This is a genomic window from Flavobacterium segetis (genome assembly GCF_900129575.1).
Classification (GTDB): Bacteria; Bacteroidota; Bacteroidia; order Flavobacteriales; family Flavobacteriaceae; genus Flavobacterium; species Flavobacterium segetis.
Genome location: NZ_FQWE01000003.1, coordinates 155,547 through 181,766 on the forward strand (window position 1 = coordinate 155,547; position 26,220 = coordinate 181,766).

The 26,220-nt window shown below is 32.0% G+C and carries 24 protein-coding genes; 12 read left to right on the top strand and 12 right to left on the bottom strand.

The window, feature by feature from the left end; all coding sequences use genetic code 11:
- Positions 1-53: 53 nt before the first annotated feature.
- The 3 genes from lepA to thiL all read left to right on the top strand — a co-directional run bounded on the left by lepA (position 54) and on the right by thiL (position 3,819).
- Positions 54-1,850 carry a translation elongation factor 4 gene (gene lepA / locus BUA99_RS05040; protein WP_072989103.1) on the top strand — a complete coding sequence of 599 codons (1,797 nt, stop codon included), beginning with the start codon at positions 54-56 and terminating at the stop codon, positions 1,848-1,850.
- 560 nt (positions 1,851-2,410) lie between these two features.
- Positions 2,411-2,620 (top strand): hypothetical protein, encoded by a 210-nt coding sequence (locus tag BUA99_RS15555; protein WP_084673481.1) that lies wholly within the window; start codon positions 2,411-2,413, stop codon positions 2,618-2,620.
- 152 nt (positions 2,621-2,772) lie between these two features.
- Positions 2,773-3,819: a thiamine-phosphate kinase gene (thiL, locus tag BUA99_RS05050; protein WP_072989105.1), complete on the top strand. Its 1,047-nt coding sequence runs from the start codon at positions 2,773-2,775 to the stop codon at positions 3,817-3,819.
- Positions 3,820-3,865: 46 nt separating this feature from the next.
- On the opposite strand, the gene BUA99_RS05055 is transcribed toward thiL, so the two are convergent.
- From BUA99_RS05055 to BUA99_RS05070, 4 genes are all read right to left on the bottom strand, one after another.
- Positions 3,866-4,579 (bottom strand): response regulator, encoded by a 714-nt coding sequence (locus tag BUA99_RS05055; RefSeq protein WP_072989107.1) that lies wholly within the window; start codon positions 4,577-4,579, stop codon positions 3,866-3,868.
- A gap of 6 nt (positions 4,580-4,585) precedes the next feature.
- Positions 4,586-6,610 (bottom strand): tetratricopeptide repeat-containing sensor histidine kinase, encoded by a 2,025-nt coding sequence (locus tag BUA99_RS05060; RefSeq protein WP_072989109.1) that lies wholly within the window; start codon positions 6,608-6,610, stop codon positions 4,586-4,588.
- Between the two features lie 102 nt (positions 6,611-6,712).
- Positions 6,713-6,955, bottom strand: a complete 243-nt coding sequence (locus BUA99_RS05065) for a 3-oxoacyl-ACP reductase (protein WP_072989112.1) — start codon at positions 6,953-6,955, stop codon at positions 6,713-6,715.
- Positions 6,956-7,131: 176 nt separating this feature from the next.
- Positions 7,132-7,956: a LytR/AlgR family response regulator transcription factor gene (locus tag BUA99_RS05070; RefSeq protein ID WP_072989115.1), complete on the bottom strand. Its 825-nt coding sequence runs from the start codon at positions 7,954-7,956 to the stop codon at positions 7,132-7,134.
- Positions 7,957-8,428: 472 nt separating this feature from the next.
- Between BUA99_RS05070 and BUA99_RS05075 the strand changes: the two genes are divergently transcribed.
- Positions 8,429-8,953 carry a hypothetical protein gene (locus BUA99_RS05075; protein ID WP_072989117.1) on the top strand — a complete coding sequence of 175 codons (525 nt, stop codon included), beginning with the start codon at positions 8,429-8,431 and terminating at the stop codon, positions 8,951-8,953.
- A 98-nt stretch (positions 8,954-9,051) separates the two neighbouring features.
- Here BUA99_RS05075 and BUA99_RS05080 read toward each other — a convergent pair whose 3' ends face one another.
- On the bottom strand, positions 9,052-10,593 hold the full coding sequence (locus BUA99_RS05080) for a glycine--tRNA ligase (RefSeq protein ID WP_072989120.1): 1,542 nt from the start codon (positions 10,591-10,593) through the stop codon (positions 9,052-9,054).
- A gap of 98 nt (positions 10,594-10,691) precedes the next feature.
- On the opposite strand from BUA99_RS05080, the gene BUA99_RS05085 reads away from it, so the two are divergent.
- Both BUA99_RS05085 and BUA99_RS05090 read left to right on the top strand, forming a co-directional pair.
- Complete coding sequence (locus tag BUA99_RS05085) at positions 10,692-11,375, top strand: ComF family protein (RefSeq protein ID WP_072989123.1); 684 nt, start codon at positions 10,692-10,694, stop codon at positions 11,373-11,375.
- Between the two features lie 325 nt (positions 11,376-11,700).
- Entirely contained in the window at positions 11,701-12,309 is a 609-nt protein-coding gene (locus BUA99_RS05090; protein WP_072989125.1) for a superoxide dismutase, read from the top strand.
- 300 nt (positions 12,310-12,609) lie between these two features.
- Here the strand turns inward: BUA99_RS05090 and BUA99_RS05095 are convergent, their stop codons facing one another.
- From BUA99_RS05095 to purN, 4 genes are all read right to left on the bottom strand, one after another.
- The gene (locus tag BUA99_RS05095; protein ID WP_072989724.1) at positions 12,610-14,508 is read right to left on the bottom strand and encodes an amidophosphoribosyltransferase; all 1,899 of its coding nucleotides are present in this window, start codon (positions 14,506-14,508) and stop codon (positions 12,610-12,612) included.
- A gap of 139 nt (positions 14,509-14,647) precedes the next feature.
- On the bottom strand, positions 14,648-15,571 hold the full coding sequence (locus BUA99_RS05100) for a PfkB family carbohydrate kinase (protein WP_072989127.1): 924 nt from the start codon (positions 15,569-15,571) through the stop codon (positions 14,648-14,650).
- Between the two features lie 101 nt (positions 15,572-15,672).
- A complete protein-coding gene (rnhA, locus tag BUA99_RS05105) occupies positions 15,673-16,152 on the bottom strand; it encodes a ribonuclease HI (RefSeq protein WP_072989130.1) in 480 nt (159 codons plus the stop codon).
- A 62-nt stretch (positions 16,153-16,214) separates the two neighbouring features.
- Positions 16,215-16,772, bottom strand: coding sequence for a phosphoribosylglycinamide formyltransferase (gene purN / locus BUA99_RS05110; RefSeq protein WP_072989133.1), 558 nt, complete (start codon positions 16,770-16,772; stop codon positions 16,215-16,217).
- 176 nt (positions 16,773-16,948) lie between these two features.
- Here purN and BUA99_RS05115 point away from each other — a divergent pair, with 176 nt between their 5' ends.
- The 6 genes from BUA99_RS05115 (at position 16,949) to BUA99_RS05140 (ending at position 22,334) form a co-directional block, all read left to right on the top strand.
- Positions 16,949-17,185 carry an acyl carrier protein gene (locus tag BUA99_RS05115; RefSeq protein WP_007137004.1) on the top strand — a complete coding sequence of 79 codons (237 nt, stop codon included), beginning with the start codon at positions 16,949-16,951 and terminating at the stop codon, positions 17,183-17,185.
- Positions 17,186-17,364: 179 nt separating this feature from the next.
- On the top strand, positions 17,365-18,618 hold the full coding sequence (gene fabF, locus BUA99_RS05120) for a beta-ketoacyl-ACP synthase II (RefSeq protein ID WP_072989136.1): 1,254 nt from the start codon (positions 17,365-17,367) through the stop codon (positions 18,616-18,618).
- A 6-nt stretch (positions 18,619-18,624) separates the two neighbouring features.
- Positions 18,625-19,365 (top strand): ribonuclease III, encoded by a 741-nt coding sequence (gene rnc / locus BUA99_RS05125; protein ID WP_072989139.1) that lies wholly within the window; start codon positions 18,625-18,627, stop codon positions 19,363-19,365.
- Positions 19,366-19,479: 114 nt separating this feature from the next.
- Positions 19,480-19,965 (top strand): IPExxxVDY family protein, encoded by a 486-nt coding sequence (locus tag BUA99_RS05130; RefSeq protein ID WP_072989141.1) that lies wholly within the window; start codon positions 19,480-19,482, stop codon positions 19,963-19,965.
- 5 nt (positions 19,966-19,970) lie between these two features.
- Positions 19,971-21,404 carry a pyruvate kinase gene (pyk, locus tag BUA99_RS05135; protein ID WP_072989143.1) on the top strand — a complete coding sequence of 478 codons (1,434 nt, stop codon included), beginning with the start codon at positions 19,971-19,973 and terminating at the stop codon, positions 21,402-21,404.
- Between the two features lie 159 nt (positions 21,405-21,563).
- Positions 21,564-22,334, top strand: a complete 771-nt coding sequence (locus BUA99_RS05140) for a Bax inhibitor-1/YccA family protein (RefSeq protein WP_072989145.1) — start codon at positions 21,564-21,566, stop codon at positions 22,332-22,334.
- A 53-nt stretch (positions 22,335-22,387) separates the two neighbouring features.
- Here BUA99_RS05140 and BUA99_RS05145 read toward each other — a convergent pair whose 3' ends face one another.
- From BUA99_RS05145 to BUA99_RS05155, 3 genes are all read right to left on the bottom strand, one after another.
- Positions 22,388-22,903, bottom strand: coding sequence for a PAS domain-containing protein (locus BUA99_RS05145; protein WP_072989147.1), 516 nt, complete (start codon positions 22,901-22,903; stop codon positions 22,388-22,390).
- 92 nt (positions 22,904-22,995) lie between these two features.
- Entirely contained in the window at positions 22,996-24,078 is a 1,083-nt protein-coding gene (gene dinB / locus BUA99_RS05150; RefSeq protein WP_072989149.1) for a DNA polymerase IV, read from the bottom strand.
- 45 nt (positions 24,079-24,123) lie between these two features.
- Entirely contained in the window at positions 24,124-26,196 is a 2,073-nt protein-coding gene (locus BUA99_RS05155) for a recombinase (RefSeq protein ID WP_072989151.1), read from the bottom strand.
- Positions 26,197-26,220 lie beyond the last annotated feature (24 nt).

The following is a 26,220-nucleotide window of genomic DNA, read 5'->3' on the forward strand; positions in this document are numbered from 1 at the left end:
ATTTGCAGATTAAATGCAATAGCATTTAGATTTTAAATTGACAGACACAGAAGATGAAGCATATTAGAAATTTTTGCATTATTGCCCATATTGATCACGGTAAAAGTACGCTTGCTGACCGTTTACTTGGCGCAACTCAAACCGTTACGGCCCGTGAAGAAAAGGCACAACTGCTAGATAATATGGATCTAGAGCGTGAACGTGGTATCACGATAAAAAGTCATGCCATTCAAATGGAATATACATACAAAGGACAAGAATATATCTTAAATTTGATTGATACTCCAGGTCACGTAGATTTCTCTTATGAAGTCTCTCGTTCTATTGCTGCTTGCGAAGGTGCCTTATTGATCGTAGATGCAGCACAAAGCATACAAGCACAAACGATTTCTAATCTATATTTAGCTCTTGAAAATGATTTAGAAATTATCCCAATTCTAAATAAAGTTGATTTACCAAGTGCAAATCCAGAAGAGGTTAGTGATGACATTGTTGATTTACTAGGATGTAAATTAGAAGAAATAATTCATGCTTCGGGTAAAACTGGACTTGGCGTTGAAAATATTTTGGCAGCTATTATTGAAAGAATTCCACCTCCAAAAGGAAATGTTGATGAACCTTTACAAGCTTTAATTTTTGATTCACATTACAATCCATTTCGTGGAATTGAAGTAATATTCCGAGTTAAAAACGGACAAATTAAGAAAGGCCAAAAAATTAAGTTTATGGCAACTGGAAATGAATATTTTGCAGATGAAATTGGTACATTAAAATTAAACCAAGTTCCAAAGCAAGTAATTTCAGCTGGCGATGTTGGTTATTTAATCTCCGGAATTAAAGAAGCTAAAGAAGTAAAAGTAGGTGATACGTTAACGGATGCTAAGAATCCTACTACCAACATAATTACCGGTTTTGAAGATGTAAAGCCAATGGTTTTTGCGGGTATTTACCCTGTAGATACCGAAGATTATGAAGAATTGAGAAACTCAATGGAGAAACTTCAGTTGAACGATGCTTCGCTGGTATTTTTACCAGAAAGTTCAGCGGCTTTAGGTTTTGGTTTTCGTTGTGGATTTCTAGGCATGTTGCACATGGAAATTATCCAAGAAAGACTAGAGCGTGAGTTCAATATGACAGTAATTACAACTGTTCCCAACGTTTCCTATTTAGCTTACACCAAAAAAGATCCGACTACACCGCTGATCGTAAACAACCCCTCTGACTTGCCTGAGCCTTCGCGTTTAGACCATGTTGAAGAACCTTTTATCAAAGCTACCATCATTACTAAGTCTGATTATGTAGGTAACGTAATGAGCTTATGTATTGAAAAACGTGGTTCGATTACAAATCAGACTTATTTGACTACAGAACGTGTAGAATTAACTTTTGACATGCCATTAGCAGAAATCGTATTTGATTTTTACGACCGTTTGAAAACCGTATCTAAAGGATATGCTTCTTTTGACTATACACCAATAGGAATGCGAACTTCTAATTTAGTAAAAGTAGACATTTTACTAAATGCTACGATAGTAGATGCTTTATCGTCTTTAATGCATACTGACAACGCTTACTCTATAGGTAAAAAAATGTGTGAGAAGTTGAAGGAACTAATCCCGAGACAACAATTTGACATTCCTATTCAAGCAGCTATTGGAGTAAAAGTAATTTCTCGTGAAACTATTAAAGCATTGCGTAAAGATGTAACTGCAAAATGTTATGGTGGAGATATTTCTCGTAAACGTAAATTATTAGAAAAACAAAAAAAAGGTAAAAAACGTATGAGATTAGTTGGTAATGTTGAGATTCCGCAAGAAGCATTCATGGCGGTTTTGAAACTGAATGATTAATCCTTTTTTAGAAAAAAGAACAAAGAGAATAGAATAAAGAGCAAACCTGATGATGTAAAAATTGTCAGGTTTTTTTAGATTTTTTCTTGTAACTGATTTTTACAACCCTTGAAATACAGAAAGAGTTTACCTAACAAATCCAATAAGTTGGGTTATATTTATTTTTGGAAAAAATGTAATTGCTTTTGGTATTTACGAAATGATTCAATCTTTCCGAAAATTTAACGCTTAAAATCGTATTCCTTTTTTTACTAACTTTGTTTTAAGGAAAGCATTAAATTAAATATCGACTTCAATGTCAATCAATTAATTGAAGTTGTAAAAAAGCTCTCTCCCAAAGATCGCTTATAACTTAATGATGCGATTTGGAATGACGATACGACTATTTCAATTGAGCACCAAAAAATAGTTTTAGATAGAATGGCCAAAGCAAAAGCAAATCCTGAACGTTTGTTAGATTGGGATGAAGTTTCAAAAATGCTTTAATCCAATTGAGTTATATATTAAAAATAGATATTGATGTATTCAAAAACATTTAAGACACTAGTGAATGGTATGAATTGCAATCAAAAGGCTTAGGGCAACGTTATAAAACACAGACCAAAAAACAAATAAATACTTTAGAAAAAGACCCTTATTTATTTTCTATCAAATATGGCGAAATACGTTGTAGAAAAATTGAAAAATTCCCTTTCGTAATTCATTACACGATAGACGAAAACACAAAAACTATAGCTGTTTTTGCCGTTTTCATACTTCAAGAAATCTAGAAAGCTGGAAAGCTAATTTAAATAAATAACATTTTTGAAGATGTAAAAATCCTTGCCATCATTGGCTACAAAACTTTGTACCTTTGCTCTTTTAAAAAATAATTTAATTTAAGAATGAGCGAAGTTTTATTTCTTCGTTCCTCGCAATGAATATGATAGAAGATAAAAACCCACAACGTACGAGCATCGCGCAATTAGGCGAATTCGGATTGATAGATCATTTGACAAAAAACTTTAAAATTAATCAACCCTCTACATTAAAAGGAATTGGAGATGATGCTGCCGTTTTAGATTTTAAGGACAAGAAAGTAGTTGTTTCTACTGACTTATTGATTGAAGGTGTACATTTTGATTTGGCTTATATGCCCTTAAAACATTTAGGGTACAAAGCAGTCGTTGTAAACATCTCGGATATTTGCGCTATGAATGCCAAGGCGACACAAATTACGGTTTCGGTTGCAGTTTCTAATCGATTTCCATTAGAAGCACTAGATGAGTTGTTTGCCGGAATTACGCACGCAGCAATTGAATACAATGTAGACGTTATTGGCGGAGACACTACCTCTTCGCAAAAAGGTTTAATCATTAGTATTACTGCTATAGGCGAAGCTGATGAAGATGAAATTGTTTATCGAAATGGTGCGAAAGAAACTGATCTTTTAGTGGTAACTGGCGACATTGGAGCTGCTTACATGGGTTTACAAGTTTTAGAAAGAGAAAAACAGGTGTTCCAAGTAAATCCAAATTCACAACCTGATTTAGACGCGTACACCTATTTAATTGAGCGTCAACTTAAGCCCGAGGCTCGCAAGGATGTTAGAACATTATTGCATGCTTTAGAGATAAAACCAACAGCAATGATTGATATTTCAGATGGCTTATCATCAGAAATTATGCATCTATGCAAACAATCTAAAGTGGGTTGTAATTTATATGAAGACAAATTGCCAATTGATCCGCAATTCATCAATGTCTGTGAAGAGTTTAATATTGACAGCACAACTGTTGCCATAAATGGAGGTGAGGACTATGAATTACTTTTTACTATCGCAATGGAAGATTTTGAAAAAATAAAGGGTAATCCAAATTTTACTATTATTGGTCATATGACCCAAGAAAGTGAAGGAATTCATTTAGTTACTCGAGCAAACACTAAAATTGCTTTGAAAGCAAGAGGTTGGAATGCTTTAGAAGAATAAAAACCATTAAAAAAAACGACATTTATCAAATTGTCGTTTTTTTTATTTAGAAGAGTAAACCTCTATTTTTTGCCTCTTTTACAAGTTCACTGTCACTTTTATCATTAATTACTAGTAATTTTTTAAGATCTAATTTTCTTCTTTCAATTGCAGCAATCGATAACGGAATATATTTAGGCATTTCGTTAATTTTCGTGCCTTTTGATAAATGAAATAAAATTTGCTTATCAAACTGATCTATTTCAATAGCATTAATCTCTGATTGACTCAATAGTTTTAATACTGATTCGCTATAATACTGATCATTGTTGATTATTTTATCAAACGCAAATAGAAGTTCGTCGAATGTTAAGTCATTTTTAATTACCAGTCCAGCAGGATTTATAGCCTTGATAATTGTTTTTATTTTCAAAAGTTCCGTGAACATCGTTAGTAAGATAATTTTGCAATCTGGCATATATTCAGCTAATAATTTTGCTAAATCTTCTCCTGAAAAGATATTTTTCTCCTCATAAGAAGGCATACTTATATCTAAAAAAGCGATATCATATCGAACTGTCTCCCTATCAGTAATTAGATTATATCCCGATTCACAATCTTTCGCTTGTGTTATGAAAAATGAAAATTCATCAGGATTATATCTTGTTATTGCATTTTTATATCCTTCAATGATAAATGGATGGTCATCAACAATTAAAATATTTTTATTTATTGCTTTTTTTAAAGTCGGAACAACATTATTATGATCTGGATTATTCATATTTTATTAAATTGGTATGGTGACTTTTATTGTTGCTCCTTCTCCTTTTTCTGATTTGATCTCAAGTTTTCCGCCACATTCATTAGCTCGAAAAAGTATATTTTGTAAACCAATACCTTTTTTCGCTTTCAGGATATTAAAACCTCTTCCATCATCAGAGATTTTTACGACCAATGAACTTTCAACTTTCTTCAATATTATCTGTATGTTATTTGCTGTAGCATATTTATTACTATTTTGTAATGCTTCTTGCAAAATTCTATAAATATTAATTTTGATAGAGTTGCTAATATTTTCCCATTTAATACTGTTATCAATGTTTGAAGTCAACTTTGATTGATAAGTTTTCGTCTGTTCCTCGAATAAATTATTCACTATTGCTACGAAGTTATTAATTAATTCTGATTTTTCTCTATTTAGATCATGTGAAATTTCGCGAATATCCTGTTCTATATCTTTCAACTCCGTCAAATAACTTTTTCGTTGCTCTCTTGCTATGTCGTCTTGAAAGGAATTTAATCCATCTAAATTCATTCGAACGCCGAACATTCTTCCCAAAACTCCATCATGTAATTCACGAGCAACTCTATTTTTTTCTTGGATTCTATTAACTTCAATGGTACTTTGTTGCGAAATCATTAAATTATAAATTTCTGCATTTGCAACTTGTTGTTGCTGCTTGAATAGTAACTCCCTGTTTTTAGCTTTTTGTGTATTGATCGTAAAAATAAATAGACCTAAGATGCCAATTCCACTAAAAAAAAGAATCAAATTTCTGTTTTGAACAACTAAATCTGTGTTCTCACTTTTTATCTCATCAGTTTCATATTCTATACGCGTAAACTTTTCGCCCATTTTACGTTCTGCCTTTTGTAGGCTATCGTTAATATGGATGTATTGTTTAGAATAGATTGAGGCTTTTTTTGGTTCAATGATGGTAAGCTGTCTCAGTGCAAGTAGTACACTTTTAAAATTTTTAACTTTTTTCGCAAGTTCTAGCGATTCTCTAGCAAATTTTAATGCCATCACAGAATCTTTCCTAAACGCATAATATTCTGATATTCTCATTTTACTTACGAGAATTCCAGAAGTCAATTTTAAATTTTCACGAAGCTTTAAGGACTCATAAAATTGTTCTGGTAAACCTTTAAAATTGCCCGTTTTAAATTTTGAATATGCTAAATTATCGAGTAGCATTGCAAATACAAAAGGTTTATCAGTTTTTAGATTTTTTTGCAATAGTCCTTTCTCGAAAAATCCGATTGCATTCGCGTGCCTTTTCATATTCTGATAAACGTATCCTAGATTATTTAAAGAAGTAGCTTTTGATTGATAAACCGGTTCAATATTTCTATCATTGATAATATCTAAAGCTCTTTTATTATATTCAACAGCTCTTTCATAATTTCCCAACTCATTGTGAATTAATCCCAATAAATTATAAGAATCATATATTAAAACTTGATTATTTTTTTCGCTTTTTACAGCGCGTAAAGCGTTAAATATTGTTATTTCACTACCCAAAAAATCTCCTTCATTGAATTGCAACAAAGCTTTGTTTAATTTGATTTTTGCAATGTTTAGATTATCATTCTGCATCGCATAAATCTTTTCTGCTTTAGAATAAAAAAGGAAAGCACTATCTGATTTTGCTTGCGAAACGTAAAAATCTCCCAAATAAGTTAATGCCTTAGATTTATTATTAGTATCGCTGCTAATAATTGATCTTTCTAAAATAATATCTACTGTTTTCTTATAATCATGGTAATCATCCATGTTGAAATAACGATTTGCTACTTTAAACAAATTTATTTTGGAAATCGAATCATTTGAATAATCAATGATTACGGAAAACGCTTTGCGATTGTATTCTCTCCTTTTTTCTATTGGCAAATTAAAATCATTTGCCAATAGAAAATAAATAGCTAAACTATCCTCAGAAGAATTGAGCTTCGAAGTAAATTTGTTTTCTTGTTTACATCCAAAAAAAACAAACAGTGTTGATAAAAATAGGAAGATTTTAATTTTCAATATAACTTTTTATTTCTATCAAAAATAGTAAAAGAAATGACATAAAAAAAGGCCATCAATAAAATTAGACGGCCTTTAACAATATTTTAAAAACGATTAGACTTAATCTACTTTCTTATTTCCTCCTGCTGCTCCAGCGCCAACAATATCTACTTTCTTATTACCTCCTGCAGCTCCAGCGCCAACAATATCTACTTTCTTATTTCCTCCTGCTGCTCCAGCTCCAACAATTTCAACGTTACCATTACCTTCAATATTTACTGTAGCTTCTGTTTCAGGAGTTGTAAATGATGTTAATACCATTACTAAAGAGAATAAACCGGCTGTTAAGATTACTTTTTTCATAATTTGGTTGTTGTTATATTTTTTAATTTTGTTTTTGTTTAAGAATCTAGATTTTTGTTAGATTCTGGCATAAAACTACATAGACAAGTTGAAAATCTTGAATAAAAAAAGGTATATATGGTAGAATACATGCAATTGTTAGTGAATGACCATCAATTTACAGTAACTGGTGAATTTTAAATTTCGAGGTAATTTCCGTTGGCAAATTCTGAAATTATTAAATCAATATTGATTTTATAGGTGCGCGAAAAAGGAAGTTTAACCGCACTATTTCTGATATAACACACTGAATTTCCCGTGTGTATTCTAGCAATATAATTTCGATTAACTATATAACTGTTATGAATTCTCAGAAACGGAAATGACAAAGCGCCCTCAAAGTGTTTTAACGTTTTAAAAGCAGTTACAATTTCACCATTGTATAAGTGAATGTCCGTAGAATTATTATCAGCTTTAAGATAACTAATATCTTTAGCGTTGATATATCTATAATCACCGTACGATTTTATACATAATACAAATGATTTTTCTTGACTAACTAGTTCTTGTTGCGGCACACATACTGGAATTTCTGGAATAATTGTAGATTCAATTTTTTCTACCATTTGACCTCGGTCTTCATGAGGCTCTAATTTTTTTAGTTTTAGGATGAATTTTATGAAATCGATTTTTTCTACCGGTTTCAATATATAATCAGCAACGCAATACTGAATAGCATCAAAGGCTAAATCTTTTCTATGAGTTGTAACAATAATTTTAGGTACTACTTTTAAATACCGATATAGTTCATTGATAAGAGAAAGGGATAAATTGCAGTTTTTATCCTTTGGATCAATTTCTAAAAATACGATATCAGGATTAAGTTCTAAAATCAAGTTTAGTCCATCCTCGTAATTATTAGCTGAATTCAAAAAATTAAGTTCTAAAAAACTATCGGCAACACTTTTGGTTTGTAAAATACTTTCCTGTTTATCATCAATAATAATATAAGAATAGATCATTAATGATTTTTACTAGAATTGTTAGGGTTGTATGGCTGAAAATTAAACTATTGAAATGATTGAGATAATTCAATAATTAAGATTTAATTAGCTGATTAATTAGAAAATGGGATGTATGAATCCGGTTCATTTTATAATTCATTTAAAAATAAGCATTTAACCGTTTTTTGATAACCGTTGTTAATATGTTTTTAACAAATGTTAAAACAATAAGTTATAATGCAAATATATCCGTTAAAGAGCTTTTAAACGAATTTTATAAAGAAAGATAATTGTAGGTATAATTTGCATCTATAACAATAAGTTATCTATATAAAATTGTTAATTCTATAAAATATTTAACAATACTTGAAAATTAAGTATCTTATTTAACAAAATTTTTAAGCAAAAAATTCCTGACAAAAAAATATTTAGCACTGAAATAAAAAATGGATTATCTTACAAATTTATATTACTTTTATAAAAAAATTACATGAAGAAAGTATTTATTTTGTTTGGATTATTTGTTTACGCCGCTGGTATTAGTCAAGAAAAGGAAGCGCTCGATTTCAAGAAAAACGAAATCAAACTCAACGTAGCATTTTTAGTTGCAGGTGCTTTTGAAGGTACTTATGAAAGAATTCTAAATGAAGAATCTGCCTTTGGTATTGCTTTGTTTGTCCCAATAATTGACGATATTGAACCAAATTTTCAATTAACTCCCTATTACCGCTATTATTTTGGCAAAAAGCCAGCTGCTGGTTTTTTTGCAGAAGGGTTTGGTATGTTAAACGCCTATGATAGTTATATTTACTCTAATTCTAGTAGCAATTTTAATTATGTTATGGAAAATAGAACTGATTTTGCTCTAGGTTTTGGTTTAGGATCGAAATGGATCACCAAAAAGGGTTTTGTATTTGAAATAAATGCAGGCGTAGGACGAAATTTATTCAACAGTAATGACACTGATTACGAGATCGTTGGTCGTGGTGCAATTAGCTTCGGGTATCGCTTTTAAAAAATGATAAAAATCCCAAATTATACTAAATGAATTTGGGATTTTTAATTGACTTCTAATTTTGGAATTGTAATATTCAAAAATTAGAATTTTATTTTCTAAATTTTCATCAACCAGTTTTTAATAGAAACTTCGTTTTCGATAATTGATTTCAAGTCTAAAATACTTACACGGTCTTGCTTCATAGTATCTCTATGACGAATCGTTACTGTATTATCTTCAATTGTTTGATGATCTACTGTAATACAAAAGGGGGTTCCAAGTGCATCTTGTCTTCTATAACGTCTTCCCACTGCATCTTTCTCATCATATACAACGTTAAAATCCCATTTTAAATCTTCAATTATTTTATGTGCTATTTCAGGCAATCCATCCTTTTTGACTAGTGGTAAAACTGCCGCTTTTGTAGGTGCTAAAACTGATGGCAATTTTAAAACAGTTCTTGTGGATCCATCTTCTAATGTTTCTTCTTTTAATGATGTGGCAAAAACGGCTAAGAACATTCTATCTAATCCTACTGATGTTTCCACAACATAAGGAACATAATTCTGGTTCAATTCCGCATCAAAATACTGTAGTTTTCTACCTGAAAATTGCTCATGAGCTTTTAAGTCGAAATCGGTGCGAGAATGAATTCCTTCTAGCTCTTTAAATCCAAAAGGAAAATTAAATTCGATGTCAGCGGCAGCGTTAGCATAATGAGCTAATTTTTCATGATCATGAAAACGATAATTTTCTTTACCTAGACCAAGAGATAAATGCCATTTTAAACGGGCTTCTTTCCAAAACTCATAATGCTTCATTTCATCGCCTGGACGAACAAAAAATTGCATTTCCATTTGTTCAAATTCCCTCATTCTAAAAATAAATTGTCTTGCTACAATCTCGTTTCTAAAAGCTTTTCCTGTTTGTGCAATACCAAAAGGAACTTTCATTCGACCAGATTTCTGGACGTTTAGGAAATTTACAAATATACCCTGCGCAGTTTCTGGTCGTAAATATAGATCCATCGCAGTTTCTGCAGAAGCACCTAATTTAGTTCCAAACATTAAATTAAATTGACGTACCTCGGTCCAATTTCTCGAACCTGTTTCTGGGCAAGCAATTTCTAATTCTTCAATTAATGCTTTAACATCTTCAAGATCTTCGTTGCCAAGCGAGCGACCCATCCTTTCTAGAATTTCTCTTTCTCGTGATTTATATTCAATTACCCGTGCATTAGTAGTAACAAATTCTTTCTCATTGAAAGCATCTCCAAAACGGGTTCGTGCTTTTTCAATTTCTTTGACCGCTTTTTGATTTAGCTTTTCTGCATAATCTTCAATCAAAACGTCAGCTCTATATCTTCTTTTTGAATCTTTGTTGTCAATTAATGGATCATTGAAAGCATCTACGTGACCTGAAGCTTTCCAAGTTGTAGGATGCATTAAAATTGACGAGTCCAGACCTACAATATTATCATTCAACTGAACCATTGCTTTCCACCAGTATTCGCGTATGTTCTTTTTTAATTCGACTCCGTTTTGTGCGTAATCATAAACTGCACTTAAACCATCATAAATTTCGCTTGATGGGAAAATAAATCCGTATTCTTTTGCATGCGAAATTACATTCTTAAATAAATCTTCTTGTTTTGCCATAGTACTGCAAAAATATAAAAAGTGATCTACTAAAAAAAGTAATTACGGCAACATTGAACGATTGATTTGTTTATTTTTACAATTAAATCTCTGATTATATGTTTCAAAGCATCATTAATCTCTTTTTTCCAAAAGTTTGCTCGGGTTGTAATTCTTTTTTATTAGCGAATGAAAAAGTAATTTGTACCGTATGTCGGCACGATATTCCGTTGACCAATCATCACTTAATAGCAGACAATGATGCTTTCAAAAAGTTTTATGGTCGAATTCCAATTCATCATGCGTCGGCATTGTTTTATTTTCATAAAAAAGGAATCGTCCAGCAACTTATCCATAATTTAAAATACAAAGGACATGAAGAAATAGGAACAATTCTAGGTGAATGGTATGCTGAAGATTTGAGAACAATTGATTTATTACAAAGTGTAGATCAAATCATTCCTGTTCCGCTACATCGCAGAAAATTAAAAGAAAGAGGTTATAATCAAGTTACGGCATTTAGCAAAGCGCTTTCTTTAAGTTTAAAGGTAGAGTATAATAATACTCTTTTAGTGCGTACTATTTATTCAAAGACACAATCTAAAAAAAATCTTTTAGGAAGAACAGAAGGAATTGAATCTATTTTTGACGTTTGCTTCACTGAAAAAGATTACAACAAACATTTTCTATTAATTGATGATGTGATTACAACTGGATCAACTTTAGAAGCTTGTTCTCGAGCATTGTTGAAAGTTCCAGGAGCCAGAATTAGTATTGTTTGTATGGCAATGGCGCAATCTTGATGGCTATTTACAATAATTGTTTATCAAGTGAATTATATCGCGCTATTTTATACATTTATTATTTAACATTACTTACTCAATCTGATTTTACATAGAAATTTATTGAACTGAGTTTGCAATAATTTCTTTTTATTTACTTCTACAAAACAAAATCATTACTTTACAAAATTGGAATTGGATTCTATATATCAAAGGATTATGAATTCTACAAAGCGCACTATCAATTAATTTAATGAAATTATAACGAATTAGAATTTCCGTTTCCAAAGTTTAATGAGTAAATTTGACTTGAATAATAGTACAAATTAATTTAAACAATCATATTATGGCTTTCGAATTACCACAATTACCTTATGCTTATGACGCATTAGAACCAAATATTGATGCACGTACGATGGAAATCCATCATACAAAACATCATAACGCCTACACTACAAACTTGAATGCAGCTATTGCAGGAACAGATATGGAAGGCAAAACAATAGAAAATATCTTGATCAACCTTGATATGAAAAACATGGCAGTTCGCAACAATGGCGGTGGTTTTTATAATCATAGCTTGTTTTGGACTGTTATGTCTCCAGATGGTGGAGGATTACCAACAGGTGATTTATTAGCTGCAATCGAAACTGCTTATGGAACTTTTGAAGAATTTAAAGCAAGTTTTAGTAAAGCGGGAGCTACACAATTTGGTTCAGGATGGGCTTGGCTTTGTGTACACAAAGGGGGGAAGGTTGAAGTTTGTGGAACTCCAAATCAAGACAATCCATTAATGCCAAGTATAGGTTGTGGCGGAACTCCAATTTTAGGAATGGATGTTTGGGAACACGCTTACTACTTGCATTATCAAAACAGAAGACCTGATTATATAGAAGCATTTTTTAATGTAATTAATTGGACTGAAGTTTCAAGAAGATTTGCTTTAGAGAAATAAAATCTTCTCATAAATTAAGATAGATTAAAAAGACGGACTATAAAAAAGATAATTAAAATTTTTTATAGCCCGTCTTTTATTTTTTAAAAATTGATACAATTGTTAAGTTTCCTATTTCTACCGCTTTGACTTTATTCCAATAAAAAAGGTGAAATTGCTTTCACCTTTTTTGCCCCAAATCTACCATAAACTTAACCTACTAATATTATGGTTTAGTAAAACTATTAAAATTTTGTTTTGTTGCCAAATAAATTAGGCAACTAGCTTATATAGCCGATTAAAAGCTTATTGTGCTGATTTCTAGTATGCTCTGACATCTTTTCCCTCATAAAAATTCATAAATGCACGATTTACGACACGGTTTCCTCCCGGTGTTGGATAATCACCTGTGAAATACCAGTCCCCTAAATTTTTAGGACATGCAATGTGTAAATCTTCAACGGTTTGAAAAATAATTTTTATTTCGGCTTTTATTTCTGGAGAACTCAACATTTCAGCAATTTTATCTGAAACCTCTTGAGGTGCAAATGGAGCATAAATAGCTGTCACATAATTTACAACTTCACTGTCATCAAAATTTTCCTGAGCTTTACATTTAGCATAAACCTCTTCAACAATATGATATATATCTCTTTCTCTTAATAGCTCTAATGCTGCTTTAAATGCTACTAATCCTTCTAGCTTAGCCATGTCAATTCCGTAACAATCAGGATAGCGTATTTGTGGTGCTGATGAAACAATTACAATTCTTTTAGGATTTAATCGATCCATCATTTTTATGATACTCATTTTTAAAGTCGTACCACGCACAATGCTATCATCTATAATTACGAGATTGTCCGTTGGTTTAATAACACCATAAGTAACATCATATACGTGCGCAACTAGGTCGTCTCTACTACTATCCTCAGTAATAAAAGTTCTTAGTTTAGCATCTTTTATTGCTACTTTTTCTGTCCTAATCTTTACAGCAAGTAATTCTTGTAATGACTCTTTAGTTAATGCATTTCTATTTTGTAGGATGTAATTATTTTTCCTTTGATTTAAAAAATCCTGAGCTGCTTCTACAAGACCATAAAAAGAAGTTTCAGCCGTATTGGGAATATAGGAGAAAACAGTATTATCCGTATCTTGATCAATTGCATCTAAAACTGCTGGCAGAATTAGTCTCCCTAATGTTTTTCTTTCTTGATAGATTTCAGCATCGCTACCTCTTGAAAAATAAATACGCTCAAAGGAACATGCTTTTTTAATTGTAGGAGTCAGTATTTCCTCCATAGAAATTTTTCCATTCTTCTTTATAATCAAAGCATTTCCAGGCTCAACTTCTTGAATTTTTTCAAATGGAACATTAAAAACAGTTTGAATTACTGGTCTTTCAGATGCAACTACAACTATTTCATCATCTTGATAAAAATACGCAGGACGTATTCCAGCTGGATCTCTAAACACGAAAGCATCTCCATGTCCTAGTAATCCTGCCATAGCGTAACCGCCATCTAAGTTTTTTGATGCGCGTGTTAATATTTTTGCAACATCTAAACGCTCTGCAATTATTGGTGAGGCTTCTCTTTTATTTAAACCTTCATTTTTACATTCTTGATACAAGTCAGTAACGGCATCATCAAGGAAGTGACCAATTTTCTCCATTACAGTAACTGTGTCCGCCATCTCTTTTGGATGTTGACCAAGTTCAACTAAACTTTGAAAAAGCTCTTTTACGTTAGTCATATTAAAATTCCCAGCCAAAATTAGATTGCGATGCATCCAGTTATTTTGTCTTAAAAATGGGTGAACACTTTCAATACTGTTTTTACCAAAAGTTCCGTAGCGAACATGACCCAAAAATAATTCACCTAAGTACGGAATTTTCTTTTTTTGGAGAACGACATCATCCGCATATTCTGGATGAGCTGCCATTTCTTCATTAATTCGATCGTTGATTTGAGCAAAAACATCTTGTATTGGTTGTGCATGATTAGATCGAACCCTGCTTATATATCTTTCGCCAGGTTCAACGTCTAATTTTATACTCGCGAAACCAGCACCATCTTGTCCACGATTGTGCTGTTTTTCCATTAAAAGATACATTTTCTGAATCCCGTAAAAAGCAGTTCCGTATTTCTCCTTGTAGAATTCAAGCGGTTTAAGTAATCGTACTAATGCTATTCCGCATTCGTGTTGTAAAGCGTCGCTCATTGTATTGTAATTTGTTGTTGTTGTTGTTGAGTTATCCTGAAGATTAATGAAATTAGATTTCATTTTTTTAGTAAAGTTAAACTGAAATTTATTGCTTATTTTTTTAGACAAAAAAACCCCGTTTCCGAGGTGTTCATTACTATAATTCTATATCAAATTGAGTTAGTGATTTGAATTGTTTCAATCGTGATAAAACTTCACTCTTATCTAATTCAATCATTCTTTGAGTACCAAATTTCTCAACGCAAAACGAAGCTAAATTAGAACCTTGGATGATGGCGTTTTTCATGTTTTCGAATGAAATATTTTCGCTTTGAGTGATGTAACCTGCAAATCCACCTGCAAAAGTATCGCCTGCTCCTGTAGGATCAAAAACTTCTTCTAATGGTAATGCTGGAGCAAAGAAAACTTCTTTATCATGAAACAGCAATGCTCCATGTTCTCCTTTCTTTATGACAACGTATTTCGGGCCCATCATTTGAATTTTGGCTGCAGCCTTAACCAGAGAATATTCTCCAGAAAGCTGACGCGCCTCTTCATCATTAATTGTAATTACATCAACACGTTTAATTACTTCTAGAAGTTCTGGCAAGGCACAATCCATCCAAAAATTCATAGTATCTAAAACAACTAATTTTGGCTGTGTTGTCATTTGGTCTAAAACACTACTTTGAACAAGCGGATGTAAGTTTCCTAACATTACTATGTCAGCATTTTTATATTCTTGAGGTACTCTTGGCTGAAAATCAGCTAAAACATTTAATTGCGTATCTAAAGTATCTCTTGAATTTAAATCATTATGATACCTTCCACTCCAGAAAAATGTTTTACCCCCTTTTACAACTTCAAGTCCTGAAATATCAATATTTCTTGAAGTTAATAAATCTAAATATTCTTGTGGAAAATCATCGCCAACTACAGAAACTATAGCCGATTGTACATTAAAAAAAGAAGCCGAAAGACCAATATAAGTTCCTGCACCACCTAAAATTTTATCGGTTTTTCCAAAAGGAGTTTCAATTGCATCAAAAGCTACTGTTCCAACAATCAATAATTTATTCATTTTTTTCGTTTCGAATTAAGACGCAAAGATAGTTTATAACAACTAAAATTGCAACGCGTTTAAAATGTAAAGTTTTAATAATTTTGAATATTAATCACATCTTAAAGTAGCTTTTTATCTTCACTTTCGTAAAAAGCATCAATGGATAGAGTTGGTAATCCAGATGCATAAACTGCTAAAACGTCGCATCTTTCATTCTGGACATGATTGTTATGCCCTTTTATCCACTTGAATTCTACTTTATGTTTTCGGTAAGCAACGAGAAAACGTTTCCATAAATCAGAGTTTTTCCGATTAACAAAGCCCTTTTTTTCCCAGCTCAAAACCCATTTTTTATCAACTGAGTCCACCACATATTTAGAATCTGAAACAACTAAAACATGTGTATTTGCGCTTTTAAGTTTCTCAAGACCCACAATAACAGCTAATAACTCCATTCTATTATTAGTAGTCAATCGAAAACCTTCATAAAATTCTTTTTTATATGGTTTACCTACCCACTCCATCACAATGCCATAACCACCGTTTCCAGGGTTTCCTTTCGCTGCACCGTCAGTATAAATATGCACGTCGTGTTTCATTTGAAATATTGGTAATTAATATTGATAATTCATCTTCAGCGGTTATACAATTAGTTTCAAATTTATAATAAGCTCTCAATAATCTTTGGAAAATACTCTTGTTCTAATTGATGAATTTTTGCTGCAACTTGTTGCGCAGTTTTTAAATTATCGATATTAATCTTTTGCTGAAAAATAATGGCACCTTCATCATAATTTTCATTCACATAATGTATGGTAATACCAGTTTCAGTTTCCCTATTATCAATTACGGCCTGGTGAATATGCATTCCATACATTCCTTTACCGCCATGTTTAGGAAGTAAAGCGGGATGTATATTTATTATTCTATTTGGGTACTCGGTAATAATATTTTGAGGGAATTTAAGTAAAAATCCAGCTAAAACGATCCAATCTGGCTTAATTACATTAATCTTTTGTAATACATCACCTTCATTTAAGTCAGTTTTTGAGAAAATCTCTATCGGAATACCGTAGTTTTTTACTTTCTCAATAACTGTTGCATTTGGATTATTAGTAAAAACAGTTACAACATTTGCTGAAAGACTTTTTTCAAAATATTTAATGATATTTTCAGCATTAGTACCCGATCCAGAGGCAAAAACAACAATTTTTTTCATAAACAGCTTCTTTATATTGCCACAAAAAAACGGATAAAAATCGTAAATAAATAACATTGTCTGTGCTTTCTTAAAATAAATTTCATACTTTAGATTGCACATTTATGAACTATATGGTTGTTTTAAAATAAAGTTTTTTATTTTTGCCAACAAATTAAATTCTAAAATTAAAGATTATGTCAGACATTGCATCAAGAGTAAAAGCGATTATCGTAGACAAATTAGGTGTTGACGAAAACGAAGTTGTAACAGAAGCAAGCTTCACTAATGATTTAGGAGCTGACTCATTAGACACTGTAGAGCTTATTATGGAATTCGAAAAAGAATTTGACATTCAAATTCCAGACGATCAAGCAGAAAACATCGCTACTGTAGGTCAAGCAATCTCTTACATAGAGGAAGCTAAAAAATAATAAAAGATACACCCGTTTACAATACAGTAAACGGGTGTCATTATTATTTTTCTAAAATTAAATTCGAGATTGTATTTCAATCAAAAGATATTTATAAAATTACCCATAGCTGTTTTGTACTAATTTATACAGTATCGGCATGGGTTTTATTTATTTAAAGATAACAAAATAAAGAATTTATGGAATTAAGACGAGTTGTTGTAACAGGTTTAGGCGCTCTTACTCCTATTGGTAACACTGTTGAAGAATTTTGGAATAACCTCATTAATGGCGTTAGTGGTGCTGCACCAATTACGTATTTTGACGCTTCAAAATTTAGAACTCATTTTGCCTGCGAAGTCAAAAACTTTAACGTAGAAAATTTTATTGAGCGAAAAGAAGCCCGAAAAATGGATCGTTATGCGCAATATGCAATGGTCGCATCTGAAGAAGCAGTACGAGATGCCGGTTTTAATTTTGAAACATTAGATAAAGATAGAGTTGGTGTAATATGGGGATCAGGAATTGGTGGTTTAGAAACTTTCCAAATTGAGGTTCTTAATTTCGCAGCAGGTGACGGAACTCCTAAATTTAATCCATTTTTTATTCCGAAAATGATCGCTGATATTGCTGGCGGACACATTTCTATAAAATACGGTTTTAGAGGTCCAAACTTTACAACTGTTTCAGCTTGTGCCTCATCTACAAATGCGATCATAGATGCTTTTAATTATATTAGATTAGGTCACGCTGATGCCATGGTAACCGGTGGATCCGAAGCTGCTGTTACAATTGCTGGAATGGGTGGATTTAACGCTATGCATGCACTTTCAACAAGAAATGATGATCCAAAAACGGCATCACGACCAATGGATAAAGATCGTGATGGTTTTGTACTAGGTGAAGGAGCAGGTGCATTAGTATTAGAAGAATATGAGCACGCAATAGCAAGAGGCGCAACAATATATTGTGAAATTGGTGGCGGTGGAATGTCTGCTGATGCGTATCACATAACAGCTCCACATCCTGAAGGATTAGGCGCTAAAAATGTGATGCTAAATTGTTTAAGAGATGCTGGTTTACAAGCAAGCGATGTAGACGGTGTCAATATGCACGGTACTTCAACGCCCTTGGGAGACATGGCCGAATCAAAAGCAATCTTACACGTTTTTGGTGAGCATGCTTACTCAATGAACTTGAATTCAACCAAATCGATGACTGGCCATTTACTTGGTGCAGCAGGAGCTGTAGAAACTATTTCGTCTATTTTATCATTAAAGCATGGAATAGTTCCACCTACTATCAATCATTTTACTGATGATGAAAACATCGACTCTAAATTAAACTTTACCTTTAATAAAGCACAAAAAAGAGATATGAACGTGGTAATGAGTAATACTTTTGGTTTTGGAGGTCACAATGCCTGCGTACTAGTTAAAAAATTAGAGATCTAATTTTATATGGGTATAATTAGAAAAATATTTTCAAAATCCCGTTCGACAGAAGACGGGATTTTTTTTAATTCTGTCCAGAAAATTTTAGGATTTGCACCATTAAATCTTGAAAATTATAAAAAAGCATTTACGCATCGATCATCTAACCGACTTGATATAATGGGAAACCCCATGAATTACGAACGTCTAGAATTTTTAGGTGACGCCATGTTAAGTTCTGTAATTGCCGCTTATTTATTTAATAAAGCACCCGCAGGCGACGAAGGTTATTTGACAAAAATGCGTTCAAAAATCGTAAGTAGAGAACATTTAAATGCACTAGGTAAAGATCTAAATTTAATTCAGTACATCGAGAGCAAAGTTCAATTGCAACACTTTGGTGAAAATATCCATGGTAATATTTTCGAATCTTTAGTAGGTGCTATTTATTTAGATCGAGGATACCTATACTGTGAAAAATTCATTCAAAAACGAGTGATCACTCCTTACGTTGATATTACCAGACTTGAGGGAAAAGTAATCAGTTATAAAAGCTTGATAATTGAATGGTGTCAAAAAGAAAAAAAAATATTTCATTATGATATTTTTGAAGATAATGCGATAGACGGTCAAAGACTATTTGGTGTAAAATTAAGTATTGATGATAAGGTCGTTGCAAAAGCAAGAGCGACCTCTAAAAAGAAAGCAGAAGAAAAAGCATCCCAACGCGCTTATTTTGCATTTCAAGAAAAAATGGATAGAAAATAATGAATCCATTAGTAAAACTATATCGTTTTCGTTTGTAATTTAACAAAAACATCCCGTTTTTAGGCTGAGAAACTTAGATAGAAATACTATATTTACATCTTATTTTTTCATGGAATGGCAATTCTTAAACTAGATCTGGGCGAATTTGACGAAATAGACTACCATCTAATTGCAATTCATACTTCGTTAGAAGACTATCGATTGGCTTACTTTATTAATCAAAAGCTTCTTGTAAAACTTAGCAAAAGTGACAACGAACTTCAAATTAGTATAAAAGAAGAAGCCGCTAATTTTTCGAGATTTTTATATTCTGACGAAGAAAATTTAATCTTCTGGGATTTAATTCAAAATAAAAATAAAATCATTCATATCAAGGAACAAAAGACTAATAATCTGTTTTCAGATGTTGGAATTGAAACGGCAACAAAAGTTTTTTTGGTGCCTGATTTTAATAAAGTAGATTATTTTTTAAAAATAGAAGACAATCCTATTATCAACCTTTCTGAGATTCAAATGTCATTAAAAACCATTGCGGGAATCTCAACAGTTTATGTCGTAGATGTAAACCAAATAAAATCTAAAAACAATTTAATTTTTTAATACAAATGCTTACAAACAAAAAAACTAAAATTGTAGCCACACTAGGGCCAGCATGTAGCACAAGGGAAATCATAAAAGATATGATTGATGCCGGAGTAAACGTGTTCCGAGTAAATTTTTCACATGCTGACTACGAAGATGTAAAAGAAAAAATAAATCTTATTCGAGGTTTAAACAAAGAATTTGGTTACACAACAGCAATATTAGGTGATCTACAAGGACCAAAACTTCGAGTAGGAGTTATGGAGGAAGGTGTAGTTGTTCAAGATGGTGACCTTATTACTTTTACAACAGCAGAAGATGTTCTAGGCACAGCCAAAAAAGTATTCATGAAGTACAAGAACTTTCCAAATGATGTTAATGCTGGAGAAAGAATATTACTTGATGACGGAAAACTAATTTTTGAAATTGTTGAAACTGATAAAAAAACCGAAGTTGTTGCAAGAGTAATTCAAGGTGGTGAGCTTAAGTCTAAAAAGGGAGTAAATTTACCCAACACTAAAATTTCGCTACCAGCTATGACGGAGAAGGACATTGCTGACGCTATTTTTGCTATTGGACAAAAAGTAGATTGGATTGCTTTATCTTTTGTAAAAACGCCACGAGACTTGCAAGATTTACAAGAATTAATAGCAGAGCATTCTGAGTATAAAATTCCAATTATCGCTAAAATTGAAATGCCTGAAGCATTAGAAAACATTGATAAAATTGTAGCTTACTGTGATGCTTTAATGGTTGCCCGAGGAGATTTAGGCGTTGAGCTTCCTGCTCATGAAGTACCGCTAGTGCAAAAAGATTTGATTAGAAGAGCAAAAACAGCTCGAATTCCGGTAATTGTGGCCACACAAATGATGGAAACAATGATTACAAGTTTGACACCAACCAGAGCTGAAGTTAATGATGTAGCAAATTCTGTTATGGATGGTGCTGATGCGGTAATGCTTTCAGGCGAAACTGCAACTGGAAATTATCCTGTGCAAGTGATTCAAAAAATGACACAAATATGTGAAGCGGTAGAAAATTCTTCACTAATTCATGTACCTCAAAACACGCCGCAAATAAAAACAAAACGTTTTATTACTAAAACAATTTGTAGACATGCAGCAACTATGGCAAACGCGATAGAAGCTAAAGCAATTTCAACAATGACTAATAGTGGTTATACCGCCTTTCAACTGTCAGCTTGGAGACCTAATACAGCAGAGATTCTAGTTTTTACTTCTAATGAAAGGATTTTGACACAACTGAGTTTATTGTGGGGTGTTAGAACTTTTTTCTACGATAAAGAAGAAAGTACAGATATTACGGTAACCGATATTAATGAAATAGCTAAAGAAAAAGGACATGTGAAACATGGTGATTATATCATCAATTTAGCTTCCATGCCGATAAATGAAAAAGGAATGGTAAACACCATGCGTGTTTCAGAGATAGAGTAATTTATTTATACTTTAAAAATTTTATAAACCGCTTTATCATATGATATAGCGGTTTTTTTAGTGCTGTTTTTATTTCCAAAAACAGTAATAAATTAAGAATAAATAAACAATCTTTTCTCAAATATCAATTATATTTGGTCAACGAAAAAATAATAAATTATGAATTTCAATTCTAAAAATCCCTTCTTAAATAATAAGACATTCACAACCGCCGCTTCACGAAATGAAGATGTTCAACGTACTACTTTAATAGATTATAATCAAGAAATGACTTTGTCAGGAACGATCAATAGAAGTTTAATTTTATTCTTACTTCTTACCGCTTCTGCAACAGTTATCTGGTGGTTCACTTTTAATGGAATGAATCCATTATTTCCTACAATAGGTGGAGCTGTAATAGGTTTAATTCTCGTTGTTATTGCTGCTTTTAAACCGCAATTTTCTCCAATTCTAGCACCAGGATATGCATTATTTGAGGGTTTATTCATTGGTGGAATTTCAGCTATATTTGAAGCTATGTATCCAGGTATTGTAATACAAGCCGTTGGAGCAACTTTTGTTACATTTATAGTTTGTCTTGGATTGTATAAATTTAAAGTAGTTAAAGTGACGGAACAGTTTAAATCAGTTGTTATTGCAGCCACTCTAGCAATTGCTACTTATTATCTTATTTCGTGGTTATTCTCAATGTTTACCAGCTTTGTTCCCGTTCACGCTGGAAACTCAACAATGAGTATCGGTATTAGTGTATTTGTAATTATAATTGCAGCTTTAAATTTATTTTTAGACTTTGACCGCATTGAAAAAGGTGCTGAGCAGAAAATGCCAAAATATATGGAATGGTATAGCGCAATGGGATTAATGATCACTTTAGTATGGCTCTACATAGAATTTTTAAGATTACTATCTAAATTGAGCAGTAAAAACTAAAATAAATAGCTTAAAAAAAGAAAACCTTTCCGGACTGGAAAGGTTTTCTTTTTTTAAGCTGCTTTTTCAAAAGCAATGTAGTGGGTTAAATCACCCTTAATATCAAATATTGGATATCCTTTAATCAAACATTCGTAGATATCACCGTTTTTCTTATAATTAATTATAGTTTTCTCAAATGATCTCAATTCGATAATGGCTTTTCTAATTTCGTTAGACGTCGCCTCATTAGTAGCTTGTCCCTGAAACATTCTTGGACTATTACCAATTACTTCAGCTGGTTTGTAACCGTTCATTTCAATTATATTATGAGAAGCGAAAACAATTTTCAATTTTGCATCAGTAACAATTATAACTTCTTCCTTTAGACTGTTTTTTAAATCCCAATTGTTAACAGACCATTTACTCTGCTCCGCAATTGCAGTCAATTTATTTAAGTCAAAACTAAAATTACGCACCTGATTTAAAAAATTATTATGAAAATCCCAAGAATTAACGGGAGTTGATTTTGATTTTAAATTGCTGTTGTACAACGCAATAGTTTCTTCGTATTGTCTAAGATCACTCATGTTCATTAAATTTAAGCGTCAAATGTATATTTAATTATAATGATAAAATAGTGATTTATGAATTTTAACCCTTGTTGAACGTGATTTAAAAATTAGAAATCAAATTTTAATTGCACGACTACAAACTGTTTCTGTTCTGTATTTAGATTACTTAAAGAAATTCCTAGCAATCTAACAGAATTTTTCATGCGCTCTTGATACAAAAGTTCACTGATGATTTGTAATATTAAAGCTTTATTAGATACAAAATAAGGCATTGTTTTACTTCGCGTTTGTTGCGTAAAATCGCTATATTTAATTTTTAAAGTAATCGTTTTTCCTGCAATCTTATGTTTCTTTAATCGTTTCTCTAAGGAAGAGGCTATACTCTCTAATTTTTCCATCATGAAAATTTCAGAAGAGAGATTGTTGTCAAAAGTGTGTTCTGCAGCTACTGATTTCGTAATTCTATTACTCTTTACTTCACTATTGTGTACACCTCTCACTACATTATAATAGAATTTTCCCGATTTACCGAAATGTTTCTCTAAAAATTCTAGTGATTTCTCTTTTAATTCAAGTCCAGTGAAGATTCCTAACTGATACATTTTTTCAGTAGTCACTTTACCCACACCATGAAACTTCCTAATAGCTAATTGTTCTAAAAAGGCAATAACCTCATCTGGATTAACTGTTTTCTGACCGTTTGGTTTATTATAATCACTTGCAACCTTCGCGATAAATTTATTTACTGATATTCCAGCAGAGGCAGTCAAGCCTACGGTGTCAAAAATACGTTGTCTAATTTCCTGCGCTAAGATTGTTGCGCTTGGATTCCCTTTTTTATTAATTGTGACATCCAGATAAGCCTCATCAAGTGATAAAGGCTCAACTAAATCAGTGTATTCGTAAAAAATTTTTTGAATTTGACTTGAGATTTCCTTGTAACGATCAAAACGTGGCGCTACAAATATGAGATCTGGACAATTTTTCTTTGCTATAATACTACTAATTGCACTTCGAACACCAAATTTACGAGCTTCATAACTTGCGGCCGCGACCACACCACGATTTTCAGAGCCACCCACAGCAATTGGTTTTCCTCGTAGTGAAGGATTATCTAATTGTTCAACTGACGCATAAAAAGCATCCATATCAACATGAATTATTTTTCTATTTGAAATAAAATCCTTCATTACAATTCAATTGCGCTATTTTACCATTTATAAACTAAATCAAAACTAACTTATGATTTTTGTATCATCCACTTTCAAGTGATCAATTTTTCTTTCTGTGGGAAAAAAGAAACTAACTGGTTTGGACTTGAAATGTTGCCAAATAGATACTGTAACAAATCGAAGTTCAAATAACGATATAGCTCTCGAGCGAAAAGCTAAACCTAACGAAAGACTAAAACTGACGATAAAATTGACTAATCCTATTAAACCAATACCAAAAACTCCCCAAAATATCATATAATTACTTACCACATAATTAGCGCCATAAAGAGCAAGAGCTAAATTCCCACTCGCAAAGGTAATGTGCCGAATATCCAAATCTAAACCCAAAAACAAGCCTATTGATGCTGCGCTTCCCATAAAGACACCAAACCAAAAATTAGAAATAATACCTGCCCATCTTTGTTCATATAATTTTGCCAACTTAACGGTTCTTGCCTTACCAAAATTTCTTTTTAAAAATGGATGTTCTGTAATTCTAAAATAAACTTGATTGTGCTTGTCACGGTTTGCGACACTACCTGATATAATCCCTGATAAAAATAGAAAAACACCGGCTATTGCCGCATGAAAAATAGCAAGAGAATGTATTGGACTTAAATCAATCAACAATGATTCCCATTTCGATGCAGCAATATTGTAATGAAAAAAGTAATCAATTAACCAAATCCCTAAAAGAGAAACTGGAAAAGCCATTATTACATTCCCAAAAAACGCAATTAACTGAGAACGCACAACTCGCGCAAAAAGAATAGCAAAGGCTTTGTATTTATCAGCTCCTCGACCCTGCTGCAAAACGCCTTCTTCTAACGCCTTAATTAAAGCCGCAGCAGTCATTGCAGGTTGCTTTGTAGCTAATGCAAATCCTAATAAATATATTGCAATAAATCCAAAAGCATAATTCATACTATAAATAAATGCATGTCCAAAATAACTAGTATCAACTTTTGATAGTAGTATTTTTATAATACATAAAATTCCAACAATAAAACCACCACCTAAAGAGGCTTTAAACATATTAAAATACTCTTTTCGACTTTCTGTAATATAACGTTCCCCAGTTTTAGCAGTATGCTGCGTTATCTCATAAGAAATTAACTGCGTACTTTCGGCAATGAATTTACGCACATTATTCTTGTAACAATTAAATTTTATTAATCGTAGTGCTAATGCAATACCATTATTCTTTTTATCTTTTTCGGTATCGACTGTCAATAGCGAGATTAGAAATTTTAGTCTTGCTAATTGCTGCCTAATTTTCAATAAATTTTGATTGACTCTTAAAGAAATTCCATATTTTGAACTATTGTGAAAGGCTTTATCAACAAAACCCTCGCACTGTTTTTGAAGAACTAATAACTGTGCAAATGAAATATCATTTGAGGGTATATAGTGTTTATCAGAATTTATAATAAAATCTTCGATTAAATACAATTCCTTTTCAAAAGCTGAAAAAGGACTTTCAAGATCATCATATTCTGGCACCATTTTAATCACATCTGTTTCCATCGCGCGACCACTAATCCTTTGAATAAGTAAATGTTGAGCGATTAAAACTTCAGATAAAACCGAATTAGGCTCCATACTTTCGTAAATAGACTTAAATTTTAATAAATCATATAACTCTGCTAATTGCGCTAATGGAATTCTTCCTATCCAGATACCATCATTAGCAAGATGAAATACTTGATTGAATACATATTCTAATGTGTCTTTTTGAGGTTGATAAGGTAAAAACTTCGCAAAAATTCTTTTTTTAACTTCAAAGATAAAATCTACATCTTGCAGAATTGCCGCGTCTGACAAAATTTTATTGAACTTTCTATCTTTTAATACTTCTTTAAGATAAATTGAGAACTGTTGCCGACAGGAATGATTCTGCTTTAAAAATGAAATTATTTCTTGCAAATCTACCGTAATACCCTTCTTTATTTTAGCAGGTCGAATTAATTGTATAATTTCGACTAAGGGTTCTAACCTATCATTTGTTTCACGCCATGACTGCGAAGCACCAAAAAATTCAGTTAAAATACCAGCGGCAGTTGCTTTTGGCTTTGTTTTGAAATATAATTTCATTATTTTAGTTGATTTCGTGTAAAA